Raw genomic sequence first — 23,565 nt, 5'->3', positions numbered from 1 at the left:
TAAATCATTAGATATATTCATATAAAAATAAATTCATGAAAATAAAATGAATGTACCTATACAAACTTTTCAATTTCCGGGCTTACAAACAGATCAAGTTCTTCATATAAAGAGAGAAGATCTGATTCATCCCGTCATTTCAGGAAATAAATTTTGGAAATTAAAATATAATATTCAAAAAGCTAAAGAATTAGGAAAGAAAATATTGGTAACTTTCGGCGGAGCAATGTCTAACCATATTGTAGCCTGTGCGGCAGCAGCTAATGAGAATGGTTTCCAATCTATAGGTATAATTCGAGGAGAAGAAATTGTTGATAAATGGAAAGATAATTTAACACTAACAGAAGCTTCCGCTTATGGCATGGAATTTATTTTTGTACCCAGGCATGAATATAGATTAAAAGAACAGTCGAGTTATATACAAAATATACTTAATACCATTCCTAATCATTATTTAGTACCTGAGGGCGGAACAAATTCATTGGCTGTAAAAGGAGCAGCAGAAATACTATCAGAAAAAACCTCTTCTTATGACATAATTACTTCTGCAATGGGTACCGGAGGAACTGTTTCGGGATTATCTGTAGGAGCATTTCCTCACCAACAAGTAATCGGATTTCCGGTATTAAAAAACGCTCATTTTTTAGTTAAAGAATTATTAAAACATACTAGCAAAGAAAATTTTATAGTAAATTTGAAGTACCACTTTGGAGGATACGCTAAAATTACGAATGAATTAATCGATTTTATTAACGAATTTTATTATCTCAATCATATTCCCCTTGATCCCATATATACAGGAAAAATGATGTTCGGATTAAGAGACATGATAAAAAAGGGGCAAATCCATAAGGACAAAAAAATTTTAGCAATACACACAGGAGGTTTACAAGGGATTAAAGAAATGAATAAGTACTTAAAAAAGAAAAATAAACCTATAATTGTAACATGAAAAAATTTGGAATATTTCTAATAGCGATAGTTTTAGGAAATTTCATTCTGGCTCAAGAATCTGTAAAAAAAGATGAATTATACATTCAAACCTATGCTAAAATTGCGGTAGAAGAAATGGAAATGTATCAAATTCCTGCAAGTATTACCTTAGCACAAGGAATTTTAGAAACAGGTAACGGGCAGAGTATTTTAGCACAGGTAGGAAATAATCATTTTGGCATTAAATGTAAAAATGATTGGACCGGAGGGAGAATGTATCATGATGATGATGCCAGAGGAGAATGTTTTAGAAAATATACCTCTGCAAAAGAATCTTACAGAGACCATTCTTTATTTTTAGCAGAAAGACCCTATTATAAAAAACTGTTTCAATTAGATAGAAAAGATTATAAAGCATGGGCACATGGTTTAAGAAAAGCAGGGTATGCTACTAATCCTAAGTACGCATATATGTTAATCAATTTAATTGAAAGATATAAATTGTACCAATTTGATTCTTTAACCTCTGATAATGTAGATAAAAAGTTAGCAGAGTTATATCCGGATACATATAAATCCAATAATAGTATTGAAAAGGTAGATGAATCATCAATTTTGTTGGCAGATGCTAATACAAAAACAGTAAAAATTGATATTCCCAAAAAAACAACTCCGGTTAAAATAACGGCTAAAAAAGTAGAAAATGTAAAGAAAATTGCTGCCGTTAAGACCAATAATTTTGAATTCCCTAGCTCTAGAGTTAGAATTCATCCCAATGGGAAAGTAAGATATATTATATTAAGGAAAGGAGATACGTTGGAAGATATTTCAAAAGCCTATCACATTTCTTTAAATCAATTAAAATCTTATAATGATTTACTCTTTCAAGATAGTTTAGTAATTAACCAAAAAATCTTTTTAGATCCAAAAAAGAAAAAAGGTATCAACAAAGAACATATTGTAAAGGAAGGAGAGAAGATGTACGATATAGCCCAAGAAAATGGTATTTCCTTAATTGAATTATACAAAAGAAATTTGATGTTTCCGGGAGATGAGCCTAAACAAGGAGATAGAATTTTACTAAAAGGGAGAAAAAGTTAAAATAGAGTTGTTAGATGTTTTTTAAAAGAAGTAAGGCTTTATTTCAAGAGGCACAACAATACATACCCGGAGGGGTAAATTCGCCCGTTAGAGCATTTAAATCTGTCGGAGGAGTTCCGGTTTTTATGAAATCGGCAAAAGGTGCATATCTTACAGATGAAGACGGAAACACATATATAGATTATATAAACTCTTGGGGTCCCATGATTCTAGGTCATAATCATCCCCAAGTAGTAGAAGCAGTAAAAGAGCAAATGCAAAATGGGTTTTCATTTGGGACTCCTACGGAATTAGAAACAGAAATTGCTAAATTGATTACCTCTTCTGTTCCTTCTATTGATAAAATAAGAATGGTTAATTCAGGTACGGAAGCCTGTATGTCTGCGATTCGATTAGCAAGAGGTTTTACATCAAAAAATAAATTTATTAAGTTTGAAGGGTGCTATCATGGACATTCCGACTCCTTTCTTATAAAAGCCGGAAGTGGTGCTGTTACCTTTGGAAATCCTAATAGTCCGGGGGTAACGGAAGGAACGGCAAAGGATACTTTGTTGGCTAAATATAACGATATCGAATCTGTAAAATCTGTTTTCGAAAAGAATAAGGGCGAAATTGCAGCAGTTATACTAGAACCTATAGCAGGTAATATGGGATGTATACCTCCTAAAGGAGATTTTCTTGTTAAGTTAAAGCAACTATGTGAAGAAAATCAGTCATTACTGATTTTTGACGAAGTCATGACAGGTTTTCGAGCAAAGATGGGTGGAGCTCAAGAGTTTTTTAACATTCAGGCAGATATAGTAACTTATGGTAAAATTATTGGAGGTGGAATGCCCGTCGGAGCATTTGCCGCTCGAAAGGAAATAATGGATTGTTTATCTCCGGTTGGTAAGGTTTACCAAGCGGGTACTTTATCCGGAAATCCAATTGCTATGAGGGCCGGATATACAACCTTATCCATACTGAAAGATGATTTAGATATTTTCCATAGAATTACACAAGCTACAAAAATCCTATCCGATGAATTAAGAACTATTTTTAAAAACGCCGGTATACCCGTGTGTATTAATCAATGTTCATCGATGATGACCGTATTTTTTGGTATATCAGAAGTTTCAAACTTTGATGATGCAACAAAAGCTGATCATGAAATGTTTAACAAATATTTTCATTATCTACTAAACCACGGAATATATTTGCCGCCTTCAGGTTATGAAACATGGTTTATTTCTGATTGTATAAAAGATATTGAAATTGAAAAAACATTAGATTATACAAAAAAATTTATATCCTCTCTTTGATTGGAAAATAATAAATTACTTAGTATAGTATATTTTCTTTTTATATAGAAGAAATGTCAAATTAAAATTCGAAACTTTCAAGTAGCTCTAATTCAGTTTTAAAAGGCAAGACTCGAGTTCCAAACTTATGAAATAATAATTGAGCAAATCGATCGGAATGGTTTTTATAAAAGTCTTCTAAATCTTTTTTGTTAGCGGCATAATATTGGAGGGAATAGGTACATCCTGATTCATCCGGATGAGAAATAACTTTTGAAAATATAACCTTAGTAAATATTTGAATTTCATACATTTCAGGGATTAAGGTATTTTTAACCCAATCGATCCATTCCTTTTCTAAAGGATATTCAACGTGAAAACTTTCTGAATATATAATCATTTCATTAAAATATTAATTAATAGCATAATCCACTGAGTACCCGAACATACCCTTTTCTTTAATCATATCGGCAACTTCATTGGGCATATTAATTTCCCAACCGTTTTTACCGGAAGCAATCTGAGTAAGAATTTGCTTTCCATAAATTCTGAGATAGGATTCATTATAATCTTTAATATCTACAATCCTCTTATTTTTTTTGAAATATTTGTATAAATCTTTAAGGCTTTCATTAACTTTTAAATTTTCAGAATTGAGAAACTCTCCTGTTTCTTGATCAACATATGGATAAAGATAAATTCGCATATGCTGCTTAAACAGCTTTCCAAAAGCTTCCATAATACCACCGCTTAAGTGGTTATAATATCCTTCTTTAAAAATGTCCAATAAATTATTAACGCCCATTGAAATACCGATTCGTTCCGTAGTAAATCTGCTGAAATAATCTACTAAACGATAATATTCGGAAAAATTAGAAATTAAAACAGTATATCCTAATTTTCCTAAAACATCCGCCCGATCTAGAAAATCTTGTTCATTGATCTCTCCGGAAGCAAGCAGGTTGGATAAAGTAATCTCAAATAGTACCTTAGTATTTTCTTTAGTAACCTTTTTTTCATTCATAAACATTTTTAATCCTTGATTACACATATCAATGTTTACATGGGTAACCGGACGGAAACTTCCTCTTAATGCGAAAATATTTTTATTATATAATTCATCCGCGGGAAGAACATTTTTTCCGTTAGGCTCAAAAACAGCTGCATCTGCCATTCCGTTTTTAACTAACTGTAAGCTCATTAAACGATTGTCCACAGCAGCATAATCCGGTCCGCTGAAATTAATCATATCAATTTCTATTTGATCGGTGCTGAGTTCATCATAAAGAGATGAAATTATTTTTTTGGGATTATCGCTGTAAAAAAAAGAACCATAAATTAAATTTACTCCTAAAATACCTAAGGTTTCCTGTTGTAATTTAGTGTCGTTTTCATGGAAACGAACATGTAAAATAATTTCATTATACGGTTCTAATTCGTGTAATTGAAATCGGATTCCAACCCAACCATGTCCTTTAAAAGTTTTATTAAAATTGATGGTAGTAACTGTGTTGGCATATGAAAAAAATTTTCTGCCTGAACAATTGCTTCTATCGATTCGTTTCTCAATTAATTCAATTTCATGGTCAAGCATTTTATGCAATCGTGCTTGAGAAACATATCTATTATCCGGTTCTTTTCCATAAATAGAATCACTTACTTCTTTATCATAGGCAGAAATTGCTTTGGCAATAGTTTTAGAAGCTGCGCCCGCTCTAAAAAAATAGCGTACGGTTTCCTGACCTGCTCCTATTTCAGAAAAAGTCCCATAAATATCTTTATTTAAATTAATCTGAAGAGCTTTTTGCCTAGGGGTTAGTACTTGTTTATGAGAGAGCATATTTTCAACTTTTGTTCGTAAATTTACAAAAATTATGGTACTACAAAAAAGTAATATAACATTCTTAGGGACAGGAACTTCTCAAGGAATTCCGGTTATAGGTTCAAATGATCCGGTATGTAAGTCTCAAGATGAAAAAGATAAAAGATTACGAACTTCTGCATTGGTTCAATATAAAGGTTTGGATTTATTAATTGACTGCGGTCCTGATTTCAGACAGCAAATGTTGCGAGAAAATAAATCCAATGTAGATGCCGTATTAATAACGCATGAACACACAGACCATATTGGAGGATTAGATGATTTGCGTCCCATCAATTTTTTAAAAGGACAAGATATTCCTATTTTTGGAAAGGAAAGGGTATTAGAAGATATAAAAAGAAGATTTTCTTATGCTTTTGCAGAAGTAAAATATCCGGGTGCTCCCGGTTTTGAATTACATTCAGTGAATGGTGATATCTCTTTTCAAAATGTTTCTATTCAACCCATACATATTTTACACGGTAAGTTGCCCATTTTAGGATATAAAATAGGGGGATTATCATATATCACTGATGCTTCCTCTATTTCTGAAGAAGAAATAGAAAAAATTAAATTTTCAGAAGTATTAGTTATCAATGCTTTAAGAAAGGAAGCTCATGCTTCCCATTTTACTTTGTTTGAGGCATTGGAAATCATTGAGAAAGTTAAACCTAAAAAGGCTTATTTAACACACATCAGCTATCAACTAGGGTTTCATGAAGAGGTAGAAAAAACATTGCCTAATCATGTTTTTTTAGCTTATGACGGATTGAAAGTTGAATTTTAATAAGAATGCATATTTTTTTACTAAAAATCATATTTTATAATAAATAAAAAGCATTATTTAGATATATTTTAATTTATAAATTTAATTAAATGTATATTCCTCAATTTTGTACTTTTGCAATACTTACAATTATAATATTAAATGAACAATAGATCAGTATATGTAGCGGCTACATGTCCTTATAGCGGAAAATCTTTGATTAGCTTGGGGATATTGCAAATGGTAATGAGAAGAACACCGAATATTGGTTATTTTCGTCCTATTATTGATGATTTAGATGATGGGATAAAAGATAACCATATTGAAACTATGATTTCTTATTTTAATCTTAATCAGAGTTATGAAGATGCATACGCTTTTACTAAAAGTGAAATTATTGATCTTCAAAATAGTGGCAGATTAAATGAGGCATACGATAGTATTATTCAAAAGTATAAAGCATTAGAAGATAGATTTGACTTTGTACTAATCGATGGTACTGATATATCAGCAGGTAGTACTTCGTTAGAATATGATTTGAATGTTATCATTGCTAAATCTTTAAATATTCCGGTCGTTCTTGTTGTAAAAGATTCATTTAAAAATTCACACGATTTAGCTAAAAATATAAGTCTGGAATTAAACAATTTTTTAAAGAAAGATAATAAAGTTATTGCAGTAATTGTTAATAAATGTGATAAAGATATAGAAGAAGTTATTACTAAAAGTAAGAAACGCATTGGTGATTCCGTTTTATTATCTATAATTCCTAACGATAAACCTTTAAGCTTTCCTACACTAAAAGAAGTTGCAGATGTTTTAGGAGCTAAAGTACTTCATGGAAGTGAAAATTTAAATCGATCTATTACTAAATTTATGATTGGAGGTATGTTACTATCTCAATTCATTAACTATGTTGAAGAAGATTGCGTTGTAATACTTCCCGGTGATCGATCCGATTTAATCGTTGGAACTTTACTTTCCAACTTATCTAATTTTAAAAGAATTTCAGGAATAATACTAACTGCCGGAATAGGTCCTGATGCTTCAATCATGAAAATGATTGACGGATCGAGTGTAAACATGCCTATTATGCTTGTTGATATAGGAACATTTGAAGCAGCAACAGCTATTGACAATATAAAATCAACAATTTATCCTGAAAACACGGCAAAAATTAAACGTAATATTGACCTGTTTGAACAATATGTGGATGTGCCGGAGCTTGATAAGAGAATTTCTTCATTTAAAATTGAAGGAATTACCCCTAGAATGTTCCAGTATAATTTGTTGAAAGAAGCTAAAGCAGCCCACAAACATATAGTTTTACCGGAAGGTGGAGATGAGAGAATTTTACGCGCCGCTTCCATGTTAGCGGATGATGAAATTGTAAAGATCACAATTTTAGGTAAACCGGATGAAATTATACAAAAAGTTAACCAACTGGGACTAAGTTGGAATACGGATTTGATTTCTGTTTTAGATAATACGGAAAATGATAAGCTTAATGATTATGTTGATACCCTATATGAACTTAGAAAAGATAAAGGTATGGAACATGCTCAGGCTAAAGATTTAATGTTGGATGCCTCCTATTTTGGGACAATGATGGTGTATAAAGGAGATGCAGATGGAATGGTTTCGGGAGCTCAAAATACTACAGCTCACACAATACGTCCTGCATTACAATTTGTTAAAACTAAACCGGGAATTAAAACCGTTTCTTCCGTATTTTTCATGCTCTTGCAAGATAGGGTACTAGTTTACGGTGATTGTGCTATTGTTCCTAATCCTACTTACGAACAGTTGGCAGATATAGCAATTTCTGCTGCAGGAACTGCAAAAGAATTTGGAATTGAGCCGAAAATAGCCATGCTTTCTTATTCATCCGGATATTCAGGAGCGGGAGTAGATGTGGATAAAGTTAGAAAAGCAACAGAGCTGGTAAAATCTTTGCGTCCTGACTTATTAATTGAAGGACCGATTCAATATGATGCAGCGGTGGTTCCAAGTGTTGGTAGCAGTAAAATGCCGGGGTCTTTAGTTGCAGGAAAGGCAAATGTATTGATTTTCCCGGATTTAAATACCGGTAATAATACATATAAAGCGGTGCAAAGGGAATCCGGAGGACTAGCGCTGGGGCCTGTACTTCAAGGATTGAGAAAACCAATCAATGACTTAAGTAGAGGCGCAAAAATAGAAGATATTTACAATACTGTTGTAATTACGGCTATCCAAGCAGCCAACGACAATTAAAAAAATAGTATTTAAAGAAGTAAAAAAACTCTATCATTGATTACGATTGATAGAGTTTTTTATTTTCCAAAAATATCCAGAAAGCTAAACGTTTGATCAAGCCTGATTCCTTTTTCTGTTTTTTTAACTGTACACAGTTCATGAACAGCATCATGTTCAAAAAAGAAAAAATAATTTTGAGATTCGGCAAGATTTAAAATTTGTTCCTTTTCGGGTATAGTGAGTAGGGGGCGAGTATCATATCCCGCAATATAAGGAATTGGGATATGTCCGGTAGTAGGTAACAAATCAGCAGCATAAATTATTGTTTTTCCCTCATAAATTATTACGGGTAACATTTGCTTATCTGTATGTCCATTAACAAAATATATATCAAAGCCTAAGGGGGAATCTTTCAAAAAATTATCTTTAGGAATGGATATAAATTGTAATTGACCACTTTCTTTAATGGGAAGAATGTTTTCTTTTAAAAAAGAAGCTTTTTCTCTTAAATTAGGTTGGACGGCCCAATTCCAATGATCTTCATTACTCCAATAAATAGCATTTTTGAATGTTGGTTTATAACCTGATTTGCTTTTATTCCATTTAATAGCTCCCCCGCAATGATCTAAATGTAAATGAGTAAGAAAAACATCAGTAATATCATCACAGGTAAAGCCATATCGAGCTAAGGATTTTTCTAAAGAAAAATCGCCCCATAAATAATAATATCCAAAAAATTTTTTATTTTGTTTGTTTCCAATACCCGTATCAATTAATATTAGTCTTTTGCCATCTTCAATAAGAAGACATCTCATAGCTAAATCGACCAAATTATTAGAATCTGCAGGATGTGTTTTTTGCCAGATAGATTTAGGTACAATGCCGAACATAGCGCCTCCATCGAGTTTAAAATTTCCGGTTTCAATCGGATATAATTTCATAAAGTATTGTATTTGATACTTTAAATATAAAGTTTATTTATCAATTAACGCTAAAATAAGTAAAGGTAAGATGGATAATAAAAATGGTCATCATGATTCCGCATATAATTATATTAACGCCCATACAAAGAAAATAACTCAATAAAGCACCCAAAGAGGCTTTTAAGGCCCCTCTTTTATTCATAAAATCATAAATCAATTCTCCAACAAAGGCTCCTAAAAAAGGTCCGTACAGAAAACCATAGGGTACGATAAAACCTATCAATGTTCCTATAGTAGCTCCGATAGCGCCGTATTTGGAACCACCGAATTTTTTAACGGTAAGAATAGGCATAAAATAGTTAATGACCATTCCTAGTATGGTTAAAATCGCACAAAAAGAAATCCACCACCAACTTAAATTTTCGCCAAGAGGGCATAACTTATAAACTAATAAACCTATAAATGCTATAGGTGTTCCCGGTAATGCAGGTAAAACAGAGCCTATAATTCCAATAAGTATGAGAATAAATATTAAAATTATCCAAATTAAATCAGGCATAAAATATGATACATTAAAAGTAACTATAAAGATACTTAATAAATTATAAACTTTTCTCTTTATCTCTAATAAATTGATATAAACTTAGCGGATTAATGAATGAGGCAAACACATTAAGGCAAAAAAACCAAAATACGATAATCGATCAGTTGGATCGCTATATTTCGAATCATTTTCCCGATGAAGTGGTTTTAATCACTCAAATTGCAAGTAAAGTTTTAATAATACTGGTTATTTTTTTGATTTTAGATTTTTTACAGCGTAAAGTATTATTAAAAATTGTATTGAAAATTGTTCCGAATACAAAAAATATATGGATGAATACCTTTATTGAAAAAAATGTATTTACCAGTTTCTTTCGTCTCTTGCCTTTGGGGATATGCTATTTATTAGTGCCCGTTATTTTTTACCCTCATCCTCAGAGTTTCCATATTTTAGATTTAGCATTCAGTATATTTTTAATAACGTTTATTGCTAAATTTCTAATTAGTGTTATCAATTCTTATGCTCAAGTAAAAAATAGAGACAGAAGCTATGTTACCGTTGGATTAAATACGTTTTTGGAACTTCTTAAAATGTTAATAATAGTATTATCCAGCTTTATAATTATCTCAATTGTATTTGATTTAACAAGTTCTAATATTTTTACCTTTATAGGGGCTACCATGGCTGTTATAATTCTGGTATTCAAAGATCCTATATTAGGATTTGTGGCAGGAATTAATATTTCAAACTCCAAACAATTAAAATCGGGCGACTACATTTCTATCTCCAAATATAATTTAGAAGGAAGCATAGTGGACATTAATTTAATTACCACTAAAATTTTAAATAAAGACAAAACCGTGTCTACCATACCCACTTATGATTTAATATCCACAGAAGTTAGAAACTATGACCCCATGAAAACTTCACATACTCGAAGAATAAAAAGGTCAATTGTTTTCAATAGCCAATCCATTGAGTTTTTAGGAAAAAAAGAGTTTGAAGAGCTGAAAAATAGTAGCCTTCTCAAAGAATATTTTACCACTATTACATTGGATGAAGGCGTAAGTCATACGAATATGGGAATATTTAGAAAGTATGTACAAGTTTATCTTAAAAAAAACTCGCGCATATCTCAAAAAGATACAATTTTGATACGGCTGTTAGATCCGACGATTTATGGAATTCCTTTAGAGGTTTATTGTTTTACCGATACTTCGGATTTGAATGAATATGAAGAAGTTCAAGCAGAGGTCTTTGAGCATATCATTTCCATTTCATCTTTTTTCGGACTTAAAACTGTATCGGTAATTCCTTCTTAATTTTTAGAAATATATTTTTCAAGTTCTTTACAACCTTTTTTGGTAGCAATTGAACGTATTAATAACTCTATAAAATATTTTTTCACAACGTTATCATTTACGTTAACTTCTGAAAGTTTATCATCAATAGCTATAATCTTTTCAATCAGGTAAAAATATTCAACCGTTAATTTTTTATTGATTTTAGATCTGTATAATCTTTCCTCAATACCTAAAATAATATTTGTTTTAATTAACGTTTTTAAAGAATCGTTTTGTAAAGAAATCATTTCGGTATATATATCCGGATAAAAACTCTTTAGTTGAAATAAGGTTTGGTTTTCTTTAAAAAAAATAAAATGGCTGCTGTCTTCAAGAATAATAAATTTTTGTTGAATGATATTAGGGCAATTTTTAATTTTATTTTCAAGTTCTTGAATAGCAGCGGTGATGCATTTACTGAATGTATTTTTTATTAAATCTTCTTTGCTGGAAAAATGTTCATAGATAGTTTTTTTGGACATACATAAATCTTTACTGATCATGTCCATGGTGACCACTTTAACTCCTATTTGAGTAAACAGTTCAATTGATTTATTAATAATTTGATCTTTAATTACATCCATATTGTTAATGCTACTCAAACAAATATAATAAAAATAGAGTAAAATAATTACTATTTTACTCTACTATTTATTGTAATTATCAAGTAATTACAAAAGTATTTTAGAATTTAATCACGTATGAATTTGATCCGAATAATCTAACATAAGATCTTATGAGTATGTAGGATTATTTATCGTTAACTTATCAATTAAAAATTGTAGGTAACACCGAAATTCCAAGTTCTTCCGTTTCCAAAATAGACTTGATTCGCGGTATCAATTCCTTTAAATTTCACGTTTTCTGCTCCTTTATCGCCGGATTTTATATTGGTTTTAGAATAGGTCATAAATACATCATTTAACGCATTGTTGACATTGGCTCTAAAACGTAATGAGGCTTTGTCGAAATATAAAGTATATGAAGCTCCCATATCCAACGTAAAATAATCGGGGAGCTCAATTAAATCGATTTTTGTATTTGGAGCCGCCCGGGTTACATCAAAATCTGAATATAATTTTTCATATCTGTTTAAGTCAGCATCAAAAGTGAAATTTTTAAATGCTTTATACACTAAACCAACTCCATAACTGAATTGGGGAGCGTTTGAAGTTTTTACATCATCCAATAAAATATCCTTTTCACTTAAGATATTGGACAGATTATTGGAATCGTACGTTGTAGAATGCGCATTACCATTATATTTCCAATTGCCTAAAGATAAATGCCCTTTAAAATGTAATTTTCTGATAGGCTTGGCAAGAAATTCCACTTCTATACCCTGATGGAGTTCATCGATGCCTGATCGATTTTCTATTTGATTGATGCTTTCGTTTGAAATAGTTTCAACTCTGTTATTCCAACTGGTTCTGTATAAATTTATACTTAAATCCAAAAAGTTATAGTGAAGTTCATATCCGATTTCAAAACCAATGATTTCTTCATTATCAGCTAGCGGATTCACATCATTTTTCCAATTTAAAAATAAATTATTCTGAAAAGGCTGTCTGGAATAATATCCGGCATTTCCGAAAATATTGTGATTTTCATTAATTTTAAAATTTACTCCTCCTTTGATATTGTAACCGGTATTATTTAGCGTTTTAGATTTTTGATGGTTTGGAGTGTAATTAAATCGATCTTTTCTGGAATTATATTGTTCGGAAATTACTCCTTGTATAAAGGCGCTCATAAATGGATTAACATATTCAAATTGTCCGAATGCTCCAATATATTGAATGGTTTCATCGTAATCAAAACTCAATCTTTGCCCCCTACTTACATTTCTAAATAAGGAACTCCAAGGATTAATATTATAGTTTTTAGTTGCAGTATGGGTACCGTTTACATTGGTTGAAATATTGTCAGTAATTCCGGATAATCCTAAAAAGTTATTGGCTTGTTGAAAATGAGTACCCGTATAAGCTCTCCCATCAATTCCGACATTAAATTCAAAATGTTTTTTAAATTTATGATTAAAGTTGGATACCAGCCCGTACCATTGATGATTGTTTACCGAAGATCGTATGATGAAATTATCACTACCCGTTCCTATTCCATCGGTATTATGTGTAGAATTGTAATCGAAAATTGCATCCCAACTGATGGTTCCATTTTCCTGATTTCTGCTTCCGGGTATGGTGTTGGGATTTTGCGGAGTCGAAATGTTTTGAGTTTCAATGTATTTAGAGCCATATCCTCCGGTTCCTCCACCTCTTCCTAAAGAGCCGTAGAACACGGTAGACAAAGTACTTTTTTCATTGATTTTCCAATCCCAATTTAAATTGGCAACTGATTTATGGTAATAATTGGTTCGTAATAAAAGTTCTTTTCCGTGTAACCACCCTTGATTTACATTATATCGGTAACCATATCTTTTAAAATCAGATATTTTTGTATAATAATTTTGATCATGATTTTGAGGTGCTCCAAAAATTATAAAATTGAAATTATGCTTTTCATTGGGTTGAAAGCCAATTGATAAAAAGTAATTTTGACCATAACCTTTAGTTCCTCTGTTGTACCCGTCGCCTCTCCACGTTGAGGTTGAAAAAGATACTCCCCATTTTCCCTGTAAACCGCTGTTGTATTCATAGGTAGTTCTCCAAAAACCGTCATTGCCCGTTAAAAATCGAGCCGTTGAACCGGCTTTTTTGTCAGTGGCTTTAGTTACAATATTTATGGTGCCGCCAACGGAAGATATAGCAAGTTTAGAAGACCCAAGACCTCTTTGTACTTGGATGGTGTTGGCAATGTCTATTAATCCTGTCCAATTAGTCCAATACACGCTTCCGCTTTCCATACCATTAACAGGCTGACCATTTATCAAAACAGCAGTATTGGATTGATTAAATCCTCTTGTAATCATTTTTGAATCCCCATATCCGGTGGCATCATTAACATAAATGGAAGGTGCATTTTTCATAAGTGCAGGAAATTCCTGATTTCCTCCTTTGTCCCTGATTTCTTGTTTTTTAATAATAGAGACAGCAATAGGGGTTTCTCTTTCTTTTACAACATCAATAACTCCTTTTCCAATGACTACAACATCGTCAATTTCTTTTTCTGAAATTTGAGTTGAATCCGGAGATATGTTTTGTGCAAAACCAATAGCCGTAGGAGCCATAATGCTTAAAAAGCAAAATAGATCTAATGCTTTATACTTTAGATTCATAAATATTAATTTAATTAGTTTGTTTTTGTATTCTTTTACAGTAGTAAATATAATAGTATTAAATAAAATACTAAAATCTATATTGAAAAAAAATGTAATAAATTGTAGAATTTTATATACTTTCAACTTTAAATTTTTTATTTTTAGCTAAATAAACTTCTATGAATTTTTCAAAAAATCCTTATGTATATTATTTTTTGGCTTTGATAATGGGGATTTTTTTATGTGATCTCATTTTCATTCCGATACCTTATGTATTAATTTTATTGGGGTTACTTTTAGTGCTCTTAGGATTTATTGTAAATAAAGCTGATTACAAAAGCATATTTTCAATTTTAACTTTAGTAAGCTGGAGTTTACTTGGAATGGTTGTGGTTGAATTAAATAACAGTTTATTAGATGATCATTATATAAATTATAAGGAAAATGGAAAATCTCAAGTGCTAACAGTTATATTAAAAGAGCAAAACAATTCAACTAAAACTTTTCGAAAATATACTGCAGAGGTTACAAATATTATATATAAAAACAAACAGTTTGCAACCAACGGATCTATTATGCTCTTTGTTGATAAACAAAAATATAATTCTGTTTTAACTCTAGGCAATGAATATATTTTGAAACTTACAATTACTGATCCGACAGGAGCTTTGAATCCCCATCAATTTGATTATTCGAATTATCTAAAAAGAAATTATATTTTGCAGACGGGCAGAGTAGATGAAATTATTTCAGAATCGCCGCATACAACACTAATTTATTCGATTAAAAATTTTAATCAGTATTTAGTTAAAAAAATTGAAAGTTCAACATTAGGAGAAGATTCAAAAGAATTTTTAAAAGCATATTTATTGGGTGATCGGTCGGAAATGAAAAAAGAATCTATTGATGTTTATTCTAAATCCGGAATTATGCATTTAATAGCCATATCAGGAATGCATATTGCTCTGTTATTTGGTATTATTTTCAACCTATTAACCCTAATGATGAAAAGTGGAAACAGAAAAACCATCATTATCATTTCATTACTGTTTGTATGGTTTTTTGGCTGTTTGGTCGGACTTACCTCTTCTGTTTTCCGATCATGTTTAATGATAACGATTTATTATTGTTTTGAATTGTTGAAACGTACCGGTTCTATCTATCACAGTATGGCCTTATCTGCTTTTATTATTCTTTTATGCGATCCGAATGAAATATATTCCGTGGGTTTTCAATTAAGTTATATAGCCGTATTTTTTATTGTCTGGTTGTCCCCCATCTTGATTTATCATATGAAAAGTAAGAATAAAAAAATTAATAAATGGATCGTAAATCCATTAGCGGTTACTTTAGCTGCACAGATAGGAACGCTTCCTTTTGTATTATTTTATTTTCATCAATTTTCATTGTTATCGATTCCTATCAATATTTTGATAATACCTTATACATTTATAATTACTTATTCATCAATAGTAGAGTTATTTTTGGTTTTTTTACCGTGGGAGTATCAGGAATATTTTTCATTTATTTATGATTTTTTAGTTAAGCTTTTGGTAGATTCTACCTATTATGTATCATCGGTTGAACCACTAATGCTAAAAAATATTCCATTGAGTTTATGGGAATTGTTTTTGATCTCATTTTCTCTGATTTTTTTAAAAAATTATCTTTCAGGATTAAAATTGAACCATCTAATTCCGCCTTTATTGTGCATAATTCTCGTTCAGTTGAGTATTTTATATAATAATTATCATTTATCCGGAAAGAAAAATTTTATAGTATTCAATCATAAAAATTCTTTACTGGGATTCAGGGATGGAAAAAAATTGCTAGTCGTAGGAGATTCAACTGAAAATTGGGAACTAGTAAAGCGATATATTATAGATCCTTACAGCATAGGAGAAAGAATCAATGAGATACAAATAATACCTTCTAAGAAAGATAAAATTTATAAATGGGAAGGTAAAAAAATTCAAATATTAAATAAACCTTCAAAAAATTGTAAGGATTCCGTTGATTATCTGATTGTAAATAATCCATTAATTGAATGTGAAATAGTTTCAGACGGTACAATTATAATTACAGGAAACAATAATAAGCATAGGCGTTACAACAATAATTCTTCAAAATGTTGGTATACCTCAAGGCAAGGAGCTTTTATTAGTTGTCTTTGACTAAATTTTGGTCTAATTGAGATTTTACATTTTTTATAGTATTCAAAAACTCTTCGGGCTGCATAAATCCTGAAATTACAGAAACTGTTTCTCCTCTTTCATTTATTAATACCATGGAAGGATATCTTAAATTTCCCCCTAATGCATAATAAGCCCAAGATTGTATTCCGGCTTGTCCGTTGGTAATGTAATCGAACGTATTTCCTTTAAAAGTTATGGATTCTTTAGATTCTGCATTAAATTTCACCGGGATAAAATTCTCATTAATATAAGAGGCTACTTCTTGATTTTGGAATGTATACTTATCTAAAAATTTACAAGGACCGCACCAGTCAGTAAAAATATCTACAAACAACAACCTATTATCTCCATGCACTTGAAGACTGTCACCTTCTGATAAATTTTTCCACTGGATTAATTTTTTATCTTGAGCAGATAAGTTTATAATCGATAAGGCAAAAAATAAAATAAACAGATTTTTCATATTAAATCTTTAATACAAAAATATATATTTAAATAGAATCAGTCAACTAAAATAAACTTTTTATCCGAGGTTTTCACAAAAGCATTTAGTTAGAATTTGAAGCTGATGCCTGTTAAAAAATTAAATCCGGCTTGAGGATAATAAAAAGGAGTATTATCATAATAATATCCGTTGTTTTCATATTTAGTATTGAAAATATTATTTAAGGCAAGTTTCAAATTAAAAGATTTCATTGAAAAAAGTGATGGAGAAAATTCAAATATCATGTCAGAAATAAAATAACTGTCCAATTTTCCATTTTTAGGCTTTTCATTGGTAAGATATTGACTGCTAACGTATTGGTTCATCCATTTGCAATTTAAATTTTTTATTGGCTTCCATTCTGCTATAACATTTCCAATATACGCGGGAGAGAAAGCGATCGTGGTATTTCCTAGTTTTTTTATATCTGAATCAGTTTCCTTTTTAAAATTTATATTTTTATTAATGCTTAAGGTTGAATTAGCAGAAAGTGAAAATTGAGTTGAAAATTGATAGGCTGCCGAAAGTTCAAATCCGGTTCGATAACTTTTACCGCTGTTTTCTCGTATAAAACTTCCTACATCATTTATTTTACCGCTTAATACTAATTGGTTAATATAATACATTCCGTACCAGTTTGCAGAATATGAAAATTCACGGAAATTTTGTTGGATTCCTAGCTCCACATTATGAAGAAGTTCTGCTTTTACATTTTTGTTTTCCAATATGTCGTTTCGGCTGGGTTCTCGTTGAGCTAATCCATAGGTTACATAGATAGAACCTTTATCAATTTTATACGATGTTCCTATTTTGGGATTAATAAAATTATAGTTTTTATCAAATTTTATAGGTCCACCATTCTTATAAACACTTTCTCCACCCGGGAGGTCATGACCTTTATATTGTATGGATCGATATTGAATATCTCCAAATAAGTCCAAGTTGGGTGTAAGAGTTACTATTGCTTTAAAAAAGCCTGAAAACTCGTCTTTATTGGCTTTATTTCTGTAATATTCATGATCTTTCAGACCATTTGAAAAATATTGAGCCCAAATAACATTTCCGTAATGATATCCTTTATATGTATTTGCACCCATTCCAATTTCAAGATTCCAATTATTAATCGTTCCGGTTACACGATTTAATATTCCGTAAAAATTATTATCCAGCCATTGTCTTCGAATCAAATCTGAACGCGAAATGGTTTCATTGCCTATTATAAGATCCTTTAATTTATAATTGGATAATTTGGAATCTTGTTTATACTCTTCATAATATCCTTTACCACGAGTATAAAAAAGCGTGGAATTTAATACCCAAGAATTAGTAAACCTTTGTTTAAAATATAAATGATAATGATCTTGATTATAATTATCGGTTTCATTACTATAATATCGGATAATATTTCCATCTTGATCATAAATGGCTCCGCATGAATTAAAAGTTCTTCTTTTCTTCATCATTTCTTCATTAACACCATTCCAAGCTTGATAGGTTTTTTCTTGTCCGCCAAATGTCATTAACCCGATAGATGTCTTATTTTTTTCGTACAGACCATGGACATAATAAGAGAAAAGATCAGAAAACGCACGGTCTATATATCCATCAGACTTTATAAAAGATACTTTGGCATCTAAAGAAAGCGTTTCGTTAAAAAATTTGCCCGTACCAAGTCCAAAAGTGTGCTTATGAGTTTTAAACGAACCTACAGATTGATCTGATTGGAAATAAGAAGTTTTAGACGGTGTTTGAGTTTTAGCATTAATACTAGCACCGAAAGATCCCGTTCCTTCCGTTGACGTACCTATACCCCTTTGTATGGTAAGGTTAGATAATGAAGAGGCAATATCAGGCATATTTACCCAAAAAGGACCTTGAGATTCTGCATTGTTGATAGGGACTCCATTTAAAGTAACATTTATTCGTGTCTGGTCACTGCCTCTTATTCTTAAACCGGTATAACCCACCCCCGCTCCGGCATCTGAAGTAGAAACTATCGAAAGATTATTTTTTAACAAGTAGGGGATATCTTGACCTAAATTTTTGCCTTCAAGTTGTTTTGAGGTAATACGTTCTTTAGTAATGGGAGCATTGCCTGAAACAATAATTTCTTTCAATTCAATTAAAGAATCTTTCTTAATCTGTCCTTGTAGGCTTAAACTAAAAAGAGCGATAACTAATAAATAAAACCAATCCCTTTTTTTCATAATAAATAAATTTCAGGGATATGTTACAGGACTAAAAAAAATAAGATTTCAATAATTTGAAATCTTTATCTAAGATTTCCCTTGACAACATTACTTGTCCAGGTTCTTAGGGTATAATCTCAGCCGTTATATACAGCACCCCTTCGTAGTGTTAAAATTAATTTTTATACAGAAGCTTTAGCTAGGCTAGTATCATTTTGAGCTTCTTCATGTATTTTTTGAATATCTATATCAGAATCTAAAATTCTTTTACCTGTTCTAAATTTCGCGCTCCAATAAGCAGTATCCAGAGAAGAAATAGTAACCCCTTTGGATGAAGACGCGTGAATAAAAAATATTTCCCCGGTTGGACTTACGCTTTCAACAATACCTACATGAGAAATTCTGCTTTTAGGAGTATGGGCAAAGAAAATAAGATCTCCTTTTTTTAGATTATGTTTAGAAACGAAAGTTCCTCTATGGGATTGTTCAATTGATGTTCGAGGCAAAGAAATGTTTAATGCAGCAAAAACATGCTGAACAAAAGAAGAGCAATCTATACCCCTTCTTGTTGTTCCTCCGTATTTATAAGGAGTTCCTAAATAAGTTCTGGCTTCACTAAGCAAATTATAAGCTCTAGTTGAAAATCTGCTTTCGGCATAAATATTGCTGTTTTCTAGTAAAGCAGCATCTTTTCTTAATGTTGTAGAATAATTTTCATCACTAACCGATGCCGTACTGTAAAGTTTAACAGTTTTAGGATGATAAACCAGCATTTCGTTAGTGGTAGGATATTTATAGGTATCGTTATTACTTGCTACGTAATTAGATACACACGAGGTAGCAGAAGTTGAAATTACTATAATTACAGAGAGTATTTTTATTAAAGACTTCATATATTCAAAGATGATACAACTAATTTATGTTGATCAAAAATAAGAATCATATAGATATTTATACGATCAATTTAACTTTTTTTATATATATTTAACACAATGTTTAGAATATGTTAAATAAAAGTTAATGAAATAGGTACAATAAAAAACAGATATTTTCAAGATAAATATCTGCTTTTTTATATGGTATAAATTTAGATTTTTAAAAAATGCTATCTAAATGTCATCGAATTCAACGTTAGTATAATTTGAAATATTTGCTGAATTTGCATTGTCTTTATTTTCTTCGGATTGAAGATGAAAATCGTCTCTATGTCTTTCGGAAATAACTTTTTCTCCGGTTTCTTTAATAATGAAAGCGGTAGTTTCTTCAAAGATGTCTTTGAAATTTTTAAAATCTTCTTTATATAAATAGATTTTAAATTTCTTGAAACCTAAAGCGCCTTCTTCGGAAATATTCTTTTTGCTCTCAGTAATTGTTAGATAATAATCACCTGCTTTAGTTTCTCTTACATCGAAAAAATAAGTTCTTTTTCCTGCTCTTAATACTTTAGAGAAAATTTCATTTTCTTTCTTCTCTACATTTTCAAAATCATTCATCATATATGTGTTTTGTTTTTTATTGCCTTAAATAATATCTTTTAAGGGATAATAAAATTTAATTTTTTTTGTTTAAACAGAGCAAAAATATAAAAAATACTCTTAATATTACAATTGTTTTTATGATAGTTTTTGCGTAATTTGTTTTTTATATAATTCAGAATAAAAACCTTGATTTAAAATAAGATCTGCATGAGTTCCAATCTCATTTATTTGCCCTTGATCCAGTACAATGATTTTATCTGAATGTTTAGCGGATGAAACGCGGTGAGTAATAATTACTGTTGTTTTAATATCAATGTCATTTTCAATATTAGATAATATTTTTTCTTCTGTTTCAGTATCGACAGCAGATAAACTGTCATCAAATAAAAATATGGTAGGATATTTAATCAATGCTCTTGAAATCGATATACGCTGTTTTTGACCTCCCGATAGGGTTACCCCTCGTTCACCTACTTCCGTTTGATATTTATCTTTAAATTCCATAATATTGGAATGAATTTCTGCTTTTTTAGCATATTTTTCAACTTGTTCCAATGTCGCATTTTCAACCCCGTAAGAAATGTTGTTAAAAATGGTATCCGAAAAAAGAAAACTTTCCTGAGGTACGTACCCGATTTTATCTCGTATAACATTTAAATTATGTTGGGACAAAGGTTCATCATCTATATAAATTGCTCCTGAATCCGGCTCAATAAGACGTTCCAATAACAGAGCAATAGTTGTTTTTCCCGATCCGGTCTTTCCCATAAACACAATCGTTTCTCCGGGTTGTATTTCAAAAGATACACGGTTAAGAGCTTGTATTCCTGTATTCGGATAAGTGTAAGAAACATTTTCAAATCTGATTTTACCTTTTATAGGATATACATTAAAGTTGGTATTTTTAATCTCTTCTTTAACGTTCAAGAAATCATTTATTCTTTCCATGGAGGCTTCAGCTCTTCGAACCATAGATATAACCCATCCTAAAGCTGTAAATGGCCAAATTAAAACATTAAGGTAAAGAAAAAAATCTGTAATAGTCCCGACGTTTATTTTACCGTCTATATATCTTTGGCCCCCAATATAGAGTATAAATAAGTTGCTTAATCCGATGATTAAAACCATTAAAGGAGAAAAAATGGCCTCTGTGGTTGAAAGCGAAAGAGATTCATTTCTATATTGATTGGATTGGTTTATATACTTTGATAATATGTAATCTTCTTTAGTAAATGATTTGATAACTCTTATCCCGGAAAAAGAGTCTTGAACAAATGAAGAAAGTTCCGATTGTTTGCCTTGTACAATTTTAGTTTTCTTATTAATAATAGTACTTTGGTTGTATATAAAATAAGAAAGGAAGGGTAAGGGAAGGATTGCATAAAAAGTCATCACCGGATCAGAAGCCAGCATATATCCGAGAATCAGTATAAGCATTATAAATAAGTTGGCGCTATACATTATTCCTGGTCCTAAATATTGACGGACATTTACCACATCTTCGCTGATGCGATTCATGAGGTCTCCAATTTTAGATTTTTTATAAAAACTGAAAGAAAGTGTTTGATAATGTTTATATATATTATTTTTAAGTTCAAATTCGATTCTTCTGGAAGCAACGATTATGGTTTGCCTCATATAAAACTTCATGATTCCGGAAGTGATTGGAGCCAGCACGATAATTCCTCCATAAAGAAGAAGCTGCTTCATTAATTGCTTTTTATCTAGCAAATCTGAATGGGTAAGAGATTGAGCAATAATGTTGATGGCCTTTCCAATAAATTTTACAGGGTAAATAGTTAAAAAATTGGAAAGTATTATAAATATAACTCCATACAGAAGGAGTTTTTTGTGTTTTAAAAAATATGGATTTAAAGTTTTTAAGGCACTCATAAAAGCAAAGTTACAAAACTTGTAGTTTTTATTTCGTATAAACTAAAAAAGTGTATCTGATTGGATTCAATCGGATACACTTTGTCATCTATGATATAGATTGCGATTTATCTTTTTTTATGTTTAATCAAATATTCTGCAATTTGAACAGCATTTAAAGCAGCACCTTTACGTATTTGATCACTTACACTCCAGAAAGCAATACCTTTAGGATTGGTAAGGTCTTTTCTGATTCTTCCTACAAAAACTTCATCTCTTCCTGATAAGAATAAAGGCATAGGATATTTTTTTTCTGAAGGATTATCTTCAACAATTATCCCATTAAAATTTTCAAAAGCGTTTCTAACTTGTTCAACGGTTAATTCGTCCTCAGTTTCCACCCATATGCTTTCAGAATGTGCCCGCATAACAGGGACACGAACGCAGGTTGCAGATACCTGTATATCGGAATGCATAATTTTACGAGTTTCATTATACATTTTCATTTCTTCTTTAGTATATCCATTTTCTGTAAACACATCAATATGGGGGATTAAATTAAAAGCCAATTGATGAGCAAATTTTTCAACTAAGACCTCCTCACCGGCAGTTGATTGTTTTGCTTGTTCAATCAATTCTTTCATTGCAGAAGCACCCGCTCCGGATGCTGATTGATAAGAAGAAACATGTACCCTTTTTATATGTGATAATTGTTCAATTGGTTTTAAAGATACCACCATTTGAATGGTTGTACAATTGGGATTTGCAATAATATTTTTTGGAGTATTCAATGCATCTTCCGCATTTACTTCCGGTACTACTAAGGGTACATCATCATCCATTCTAAACGCAGATGAATTATCAATCATGATCGCACCATATTTAGTGATGGTTTCCGCAAAATTCAACGAAGTACCTCCTCCTGCAGAAACTAAAGCAATATCTACCCCTTTAAAATCGTCATTATGTTGAAGTTCCTTGACTGTATATTCCTTGTCCTTGAATTTATAAACTTGTCCTGCACTTCTCTTAGATCCGAAAAGTACTAATTCAGTTAAAGGAAAATTTCTTTGGTCTAAAACTTTGAGAAGCTCTTGCCCAACAGCTCCGCTTACTCCAACAATTGCAATTTTCATAAATA

19 protein-coding genes and 1 riboswitch are annotated in these 23,565 nt (G+C 31.0%); of the genes, 7 read left to right on the top strand and 12 right to left on the bottom strand.

Going from position 1 to position 23,565, the window contains the following annotated elements; translation table 11 throughout:
- The first annotated feature begins 46 nt into the window (after positions 1-46).
- The 3 genes from GYM73_RS09055 to hemL are packed head-to-tail and all read left to right on the top strand — an operon-like array spanning position 47 to position 3,335.
- Positions 47-952 (top strand): 1-aminocyclopropane-1-carboxylate deaminase/D-cysteine desulfhydrase, encoded by a 906-nt coding sequence (locus GYM73_RS09055; RefSeq protein ID WP_220233625.1) that lies wholly within the window; start codon positions 47-49, stop codon positions 950-952.
- Positions 949-2,034, top strand: a complete 1,086-nt coding sequence (locus GYM73_RS09050; protein ID WP_220233624.1) for a glucosaminidase domain-containing protein — start codon at positions 949-951, stop codon at positions 2,032-2,034. Before GYM73_RS09055 ends, GYM73_RS09050 begins: the two co-directional genes overlap by 4 nt.
- A 14-nt stretch (positions 2,035-2,048) precedes the next feature.
- Positions 2,049-3,335 carry a glutamate-1-semialdehyde 2,1-aminomutase gene (gene hemL, locus GYM73_RS09045; protein ID WP_220233623.1) on the top strand — a complete coding sequence of 429 codons (1,287 nt, stop codon included), beginning with the start codon at positions 2,049-2,051 and terminating at the stop codon, positions 3,333-3,335.
- 61 nt (positions 3,336-3,396) lie between these two features.
- Here hemL and GYM73_RS09040 read toward each other — a convergent pair whose 3' ends face one another.
- Both GYM73_RS09040 and GYM73_RS09035 read right to left on the bottom strand, forming a co-directional pair.
- The gene (locus tag GYM73_RS09040; RefSeq protein WP_160556856.1) at positions 3,397-3,714 is read right to left on the bottom strand and encodes a DUF4286 family protein; all 318 of its coding nucleotides are present in this window, start codon (positions 3,712-3,714) and stop codon (positions 3,397-3,399) included.
- 12 nt (positions 3,715-3,726) lie between these two features.
- Complete coding sequence (locus GYM73_RS09035) at positions 3,727-5,154, bottom strand: TonB-dependent receptor (RefSeq protein WP_166004843.1); 1,428 nt, start codon at positions 5,152-5,154, stop codon at positions 3,727-3,729.
- A 34-nt stretch (positions 5,155-5,188) separates the two neighbouring features.
- On the opposite strand from GYM73_RS09035, the gene GYM73_RS09030 reads away from it, so the two are divergent.
- Together GYM73_RS09030 and pta are read left to right on the top strand one after the other, a co-directional pair.
- The gene (locus tag GYM73_RS09030; RefSeq protein ID WP_160564756.1) at positions 5,189-5,962 is read left to right on the top strand and encodes an MBL fold metallo-hydrolase; all 774 of its coding nucleotides are present in this window, start codon (positions 5,189-5,191) and stop codon (positions 5,960-5,962) included.
- A 141-nt stretch (positions 5,963-6,103) separates the two neighbouring features.
- On the top strand, positions 6,104-8,197 hold the full coding sequence (gene pta, locus GYM73_RS09025; RefSeq protein WP_160564754.1) for a phosphate acetyltransferase: 2,094 nt from the start codon (positions 6,104-6,106) through the stop codon (positions 8,195-8,197).
- 59 nt (positions 8,198-8,256) lie between these two features.
- On the opposite strand, the gene GYM73_RS09020 is transcribed toward pta, so the two are convergent.
- On the bottom strand, positions 8,257-9,120 hold the full coding sequence (locus GYM73_RS09020) for an MBL fold metallo-hydrolase (RefSeq protein WP_220233622.1): 864 nt from the start codon (positions 9,118-9,120) through the stop codon (positions 8,257-8,259).
- Between the two features lie 40 nt (positions 9,121-9,160).
- Positions 9,161-9,661 (bottom strand): DUF456 domain-containing protein, encoded by a 501-nt coding sequence (locus GYM73_RS09015; protein WP_105296872.1) that lies wholly within the window; start codon positions 9,659-9,661, stop codon positions 9,161-9,163.
- 95 nt (positions 9,662-9,756) lie between these two features.
- Here GYM73_RS09015 and GYM73_RS09010 point away from each other — a divergent pair, with 95 nt between their 5' ends.
- Entirely contained in the window at positions 9,757-10,968 is a 1,212-nt protein-coding gene (locus tag GYM73_RS09010; RefSeq protein ID WP_220233621.1) for a mechanosensitive ion channel family protein, read from the top strand.
- Here the strand turns inward: GYM73_RS09010 and GYM73_RS09005 are convergent.
- Together GYM73_RS09005 and GYM73_RS09000 are read right to left on the bottom strand one after the other, a co-directional pair.
- Positions 10,965-11,573, bottom strand: coding sequence for a TetR/AcrR family transcriptional regulator (locus GYM73_RS09005; RefSeq protein WP_220233620.1), 609 nt, complete (start codon positions 11,571-11,573; stop codon positions 10,965-10,967). The genes GYM73_RS09010 and GYM73_RS09005 overlap by 4 nt on opposite strands.
- A 188-nt stretch (positions 11,574-11,761) precedes the next feature.
- Positions 11,762-14,224 carry a TonB-dependent receptor gene (locus GYM73_RS09000; protein ID WP_220233619.1) on the bottom strand — a complete coding sequence of 821 codons (2,463 nt, stop codon included), beginning with the start codon at positions 14,222-14,224 and terminating at the stop codon, positions 11,762-11,764.
- A gap of 161 nt (positions 14,225-14,385) precedes the next feature.
- Between GYM73_RS09000 and GYM73_RS08995 the strand changes: the two genes are divergently transcribed.
- Entirely contained in the window at positions 14,386-16,380 is a 1,995-nt protein-coding gene (locus GYM73_RS08995; RefSeq protein ID WP_220233618.1) for a ComEC/Rec2 family competence protein, read from the top strand.
- Here the strand turns inward: GYM73_RS08995 and GYM73_RS08990 are convergent.
- The 6 genes from GYM73_RS08990 to GYM73_RS08965 form a co-directional block, all read right to left on the bottom strand.
- On the bottom strand, positions 16,367-16,864 hold the full coding sequence (locus GYM73_RS08990; protein WP_220233617.1) for a DUF255 domain-containing protein: 498 nt from the start codon (positions 16,862-16,864) through the stop codon (positions 16,367-16,369). The two genes, GYM73_RS08995 and GYM73_RS08990, sit on opposite strands and share 14 nt — an antisense overlap.
- Before the next feature lie 89 nt (positions 16,865-16,953).
- A complete protein-coding gene (locus GYM73_RS08985; protein WP_220233616.1) occupies positions 16,954-19,092 on the bottom strand; it encodes a TonB-dependent receptor in 2,139 nt (712 codons plus the stop codon).
- A gap of 58 nt (positions 19,093-19,150) precedes the next feature.
- A riboswitch (TPP riboswitch) is annotated at positions 19,151-19,245 on the bottom strand.
- Between the two features lie 11 nt (positions 19,246-19,256).
- The gene (locus GYM73_RS08980) at positions 19,257-19,967 is read right to left on the bottom strand and encodes a C40 family peptidase (protein ID WP_160568781.1); all 711 of its coding nucleotides are present in this window, start codon (positions 19,965-19,967) and stop codon (positions 19,257-19,259) included.
- 216 nt (positions 19,968-20,183) lie between these two features.
- Positions 20,184-20,567: a DUF3276 family protein gene (locus GYM73_RS08975; RefSeq protein WP_105296864.1), complete on the bottom strand. Its 384-nt coding sequence runs from the start codon at positions 20,565-20,567 to the stop codon at positions 20,184-20,186.
- Between the two features lie 120 nt (positions 20,568-20,687).
- Entirely contained in the window at positions 20,688-22,445 is a 1,758-nt protein-coding gene (locus GYM73_RS08970) for an ABC transporter ATP-binding protein (protein ID WP_220233615.1), read from the bottom strand.
- A 107-nt stretch (positions 22,446-22,552) separates the two neighbouring features.
- Positions 22,553-23,560: an aspartate-semialdehyde dehydrogenase gene (locus GYM73_RS08965; protein ID WP_160541634.1), complete on the bottom strand. Its 1,008-nt coding sequence runs from the start codon at positions 23,558-23,560 to the stop codon at positions 22,553-22,555.
- Positions 23,561-23,565: the final 5 nt, after the last annotated feature.

This window comes from Apibacter sp. ESL0432, assembly GCF_019469225.1.
Classification (GTDB): Bacteria; Bacteroidota; Bacteroidia; order Flavobacteriales; family Weeksellaceae; genus Apibacter.
The sequence above is the reverse complement of the archived record's forward strand: the minus strand, read 5'-3'. Positions and strand labels throughout refer to the sequence as shown.

Excerpts from the sequence above, each read along its gene's own strand:
- hemL (WP_220233623.1), top strand. The coding sequence starts at position 2,049 with ATGTTTTTTAAAAGAAGTAAGGCTTTATTTCAAGAGGCACAACAATAC.
- GYM73_RS08980 (WP_160568781.1), bottom strand. The coding sequence starts at position 19,967 with ATGAAGTCTTTAATAAAAATACTCTCTGTAATTATAGTAATTTCAACT.
- GYM73_RS08995 (WP_220233618.1), top strand. The coding sequence starts at position 14,386 with ATGAATTTTTCAAAAAATCCTTATGTATATTATTTTTTGGCTTTGATA.
- GYM73_RS09040 (WP_160556856.1), bottom strand. The coding sequence starts at position 3,714 with ATGATTATATATTCAGAAAGTTTTCACGTTGAATATCCTTTAGAAAAG.
- GYM73_RS08985 (WP_220233616.1), bottom strand. The coding sequence starts at position 19,092 with ATGAAAAAAAGGGATTGGTTTTATTTATTAGTTATCGCTCTTTTTAGT.
- GYM73_RS09020 (WP_220233622.1), bottom strand. The coding sequence starts at position 9,120 with ATGAAATTATATCCGATTGAAACCGGAAATTTTAAACTCGATGGAGGC.
- GYM73_RS09010 (WP_220233621.1), top strand. The coding sequence starts at position 9,757 with ATGAATGAGGCAAACACATTAAGGCAAAAAAACCAAAATACGATAATC.
- GYM73_RS09000 (WP_220233619.1), bottom strand. The coding sequence starts at position 14,224 with ATGAATCTAAAGTATAAAGCATTAGATCTATTTTGCTTTTTAAGCATT.
- GYM73_RS08990 (WP_220233617.1), bottom strand. The coding sequence starts at position 16,864 with ATGAAAAATCTGTTTATTTTATTTTTTGCCTTATCGATTATAAACTTA.
- GYM73_RS09050 (WP_220233624.1), top strand. The coding sequence starts at position 949 with ATGAAAAAATTTGGAATATTTCTAATAGCGATAGTTTTAGGAAATTTC.
- GYM73_RS08975 (WP_105296864.1), bottom strand. The coding sequence starts at position 20,567 with ATGAATGATTTTGAAAATGTAGAGAAGAAAGAAAATGAAATTTTCTCT.
- GYM73_RS08965 (WP_160541634.1), bottom strand. The coding sequence starts at position 23,560 with ATGAAAATTGCAATTGTTGGAGTAAGCGGAGCTGTTGGGCAAGAGCTT.
- GYM73_RS09035 (WP_166004843.1), bottom strand. The coding sequence starts at position 5,154 with ATGCTCTCTCATAAACAAGTACTAACCCCTAGGCAAAAAGCTCTTCAG.
- GYM73_RS09030 (WP_160564756.1), top strand. The coding sequence starts at position 5,189 with ATGGTACTACAAAAAAGTAATATAACATTCTTAGGGACAGGAACTTCT.
- GYM73_RS09005 (WP_220233620.1), bottom strand. The coding sequence starts at position 11,573 with ATGGATGTAATTAAAGATCAAATTATTAATAAATCAATTGAACTGTTT.
- GYM73_RS09015 (WP_105296872.1), bottom strand. The coding sequence starts at position 9,661 with ATGCCTGATTTAATTTGGATAATTTTAATATTTATTCTCATACTTATT.
- GYM73_RS09055 (WP_220233625.1), top strand. The coding sequence starts at position 47 with ATGAATGTACCTATACAAACTTTTCAATTTCCGGGCTTACAAACAGAT.
- GYM73_RS08970 (WP_220233615.1), bottom strand. The coding sequence starts at position 22,445 with ATGAGTGCCTTAAAAACTTTAAATCCATATTTTTTAAAACACAAAAAA.
- pta (WP_160564754.1), top strand. The coding sequence starts at position 6,104 with ATGAACAATAGATCAGTATATGTAGCGGCTACATGTCCTTATAGCGGA.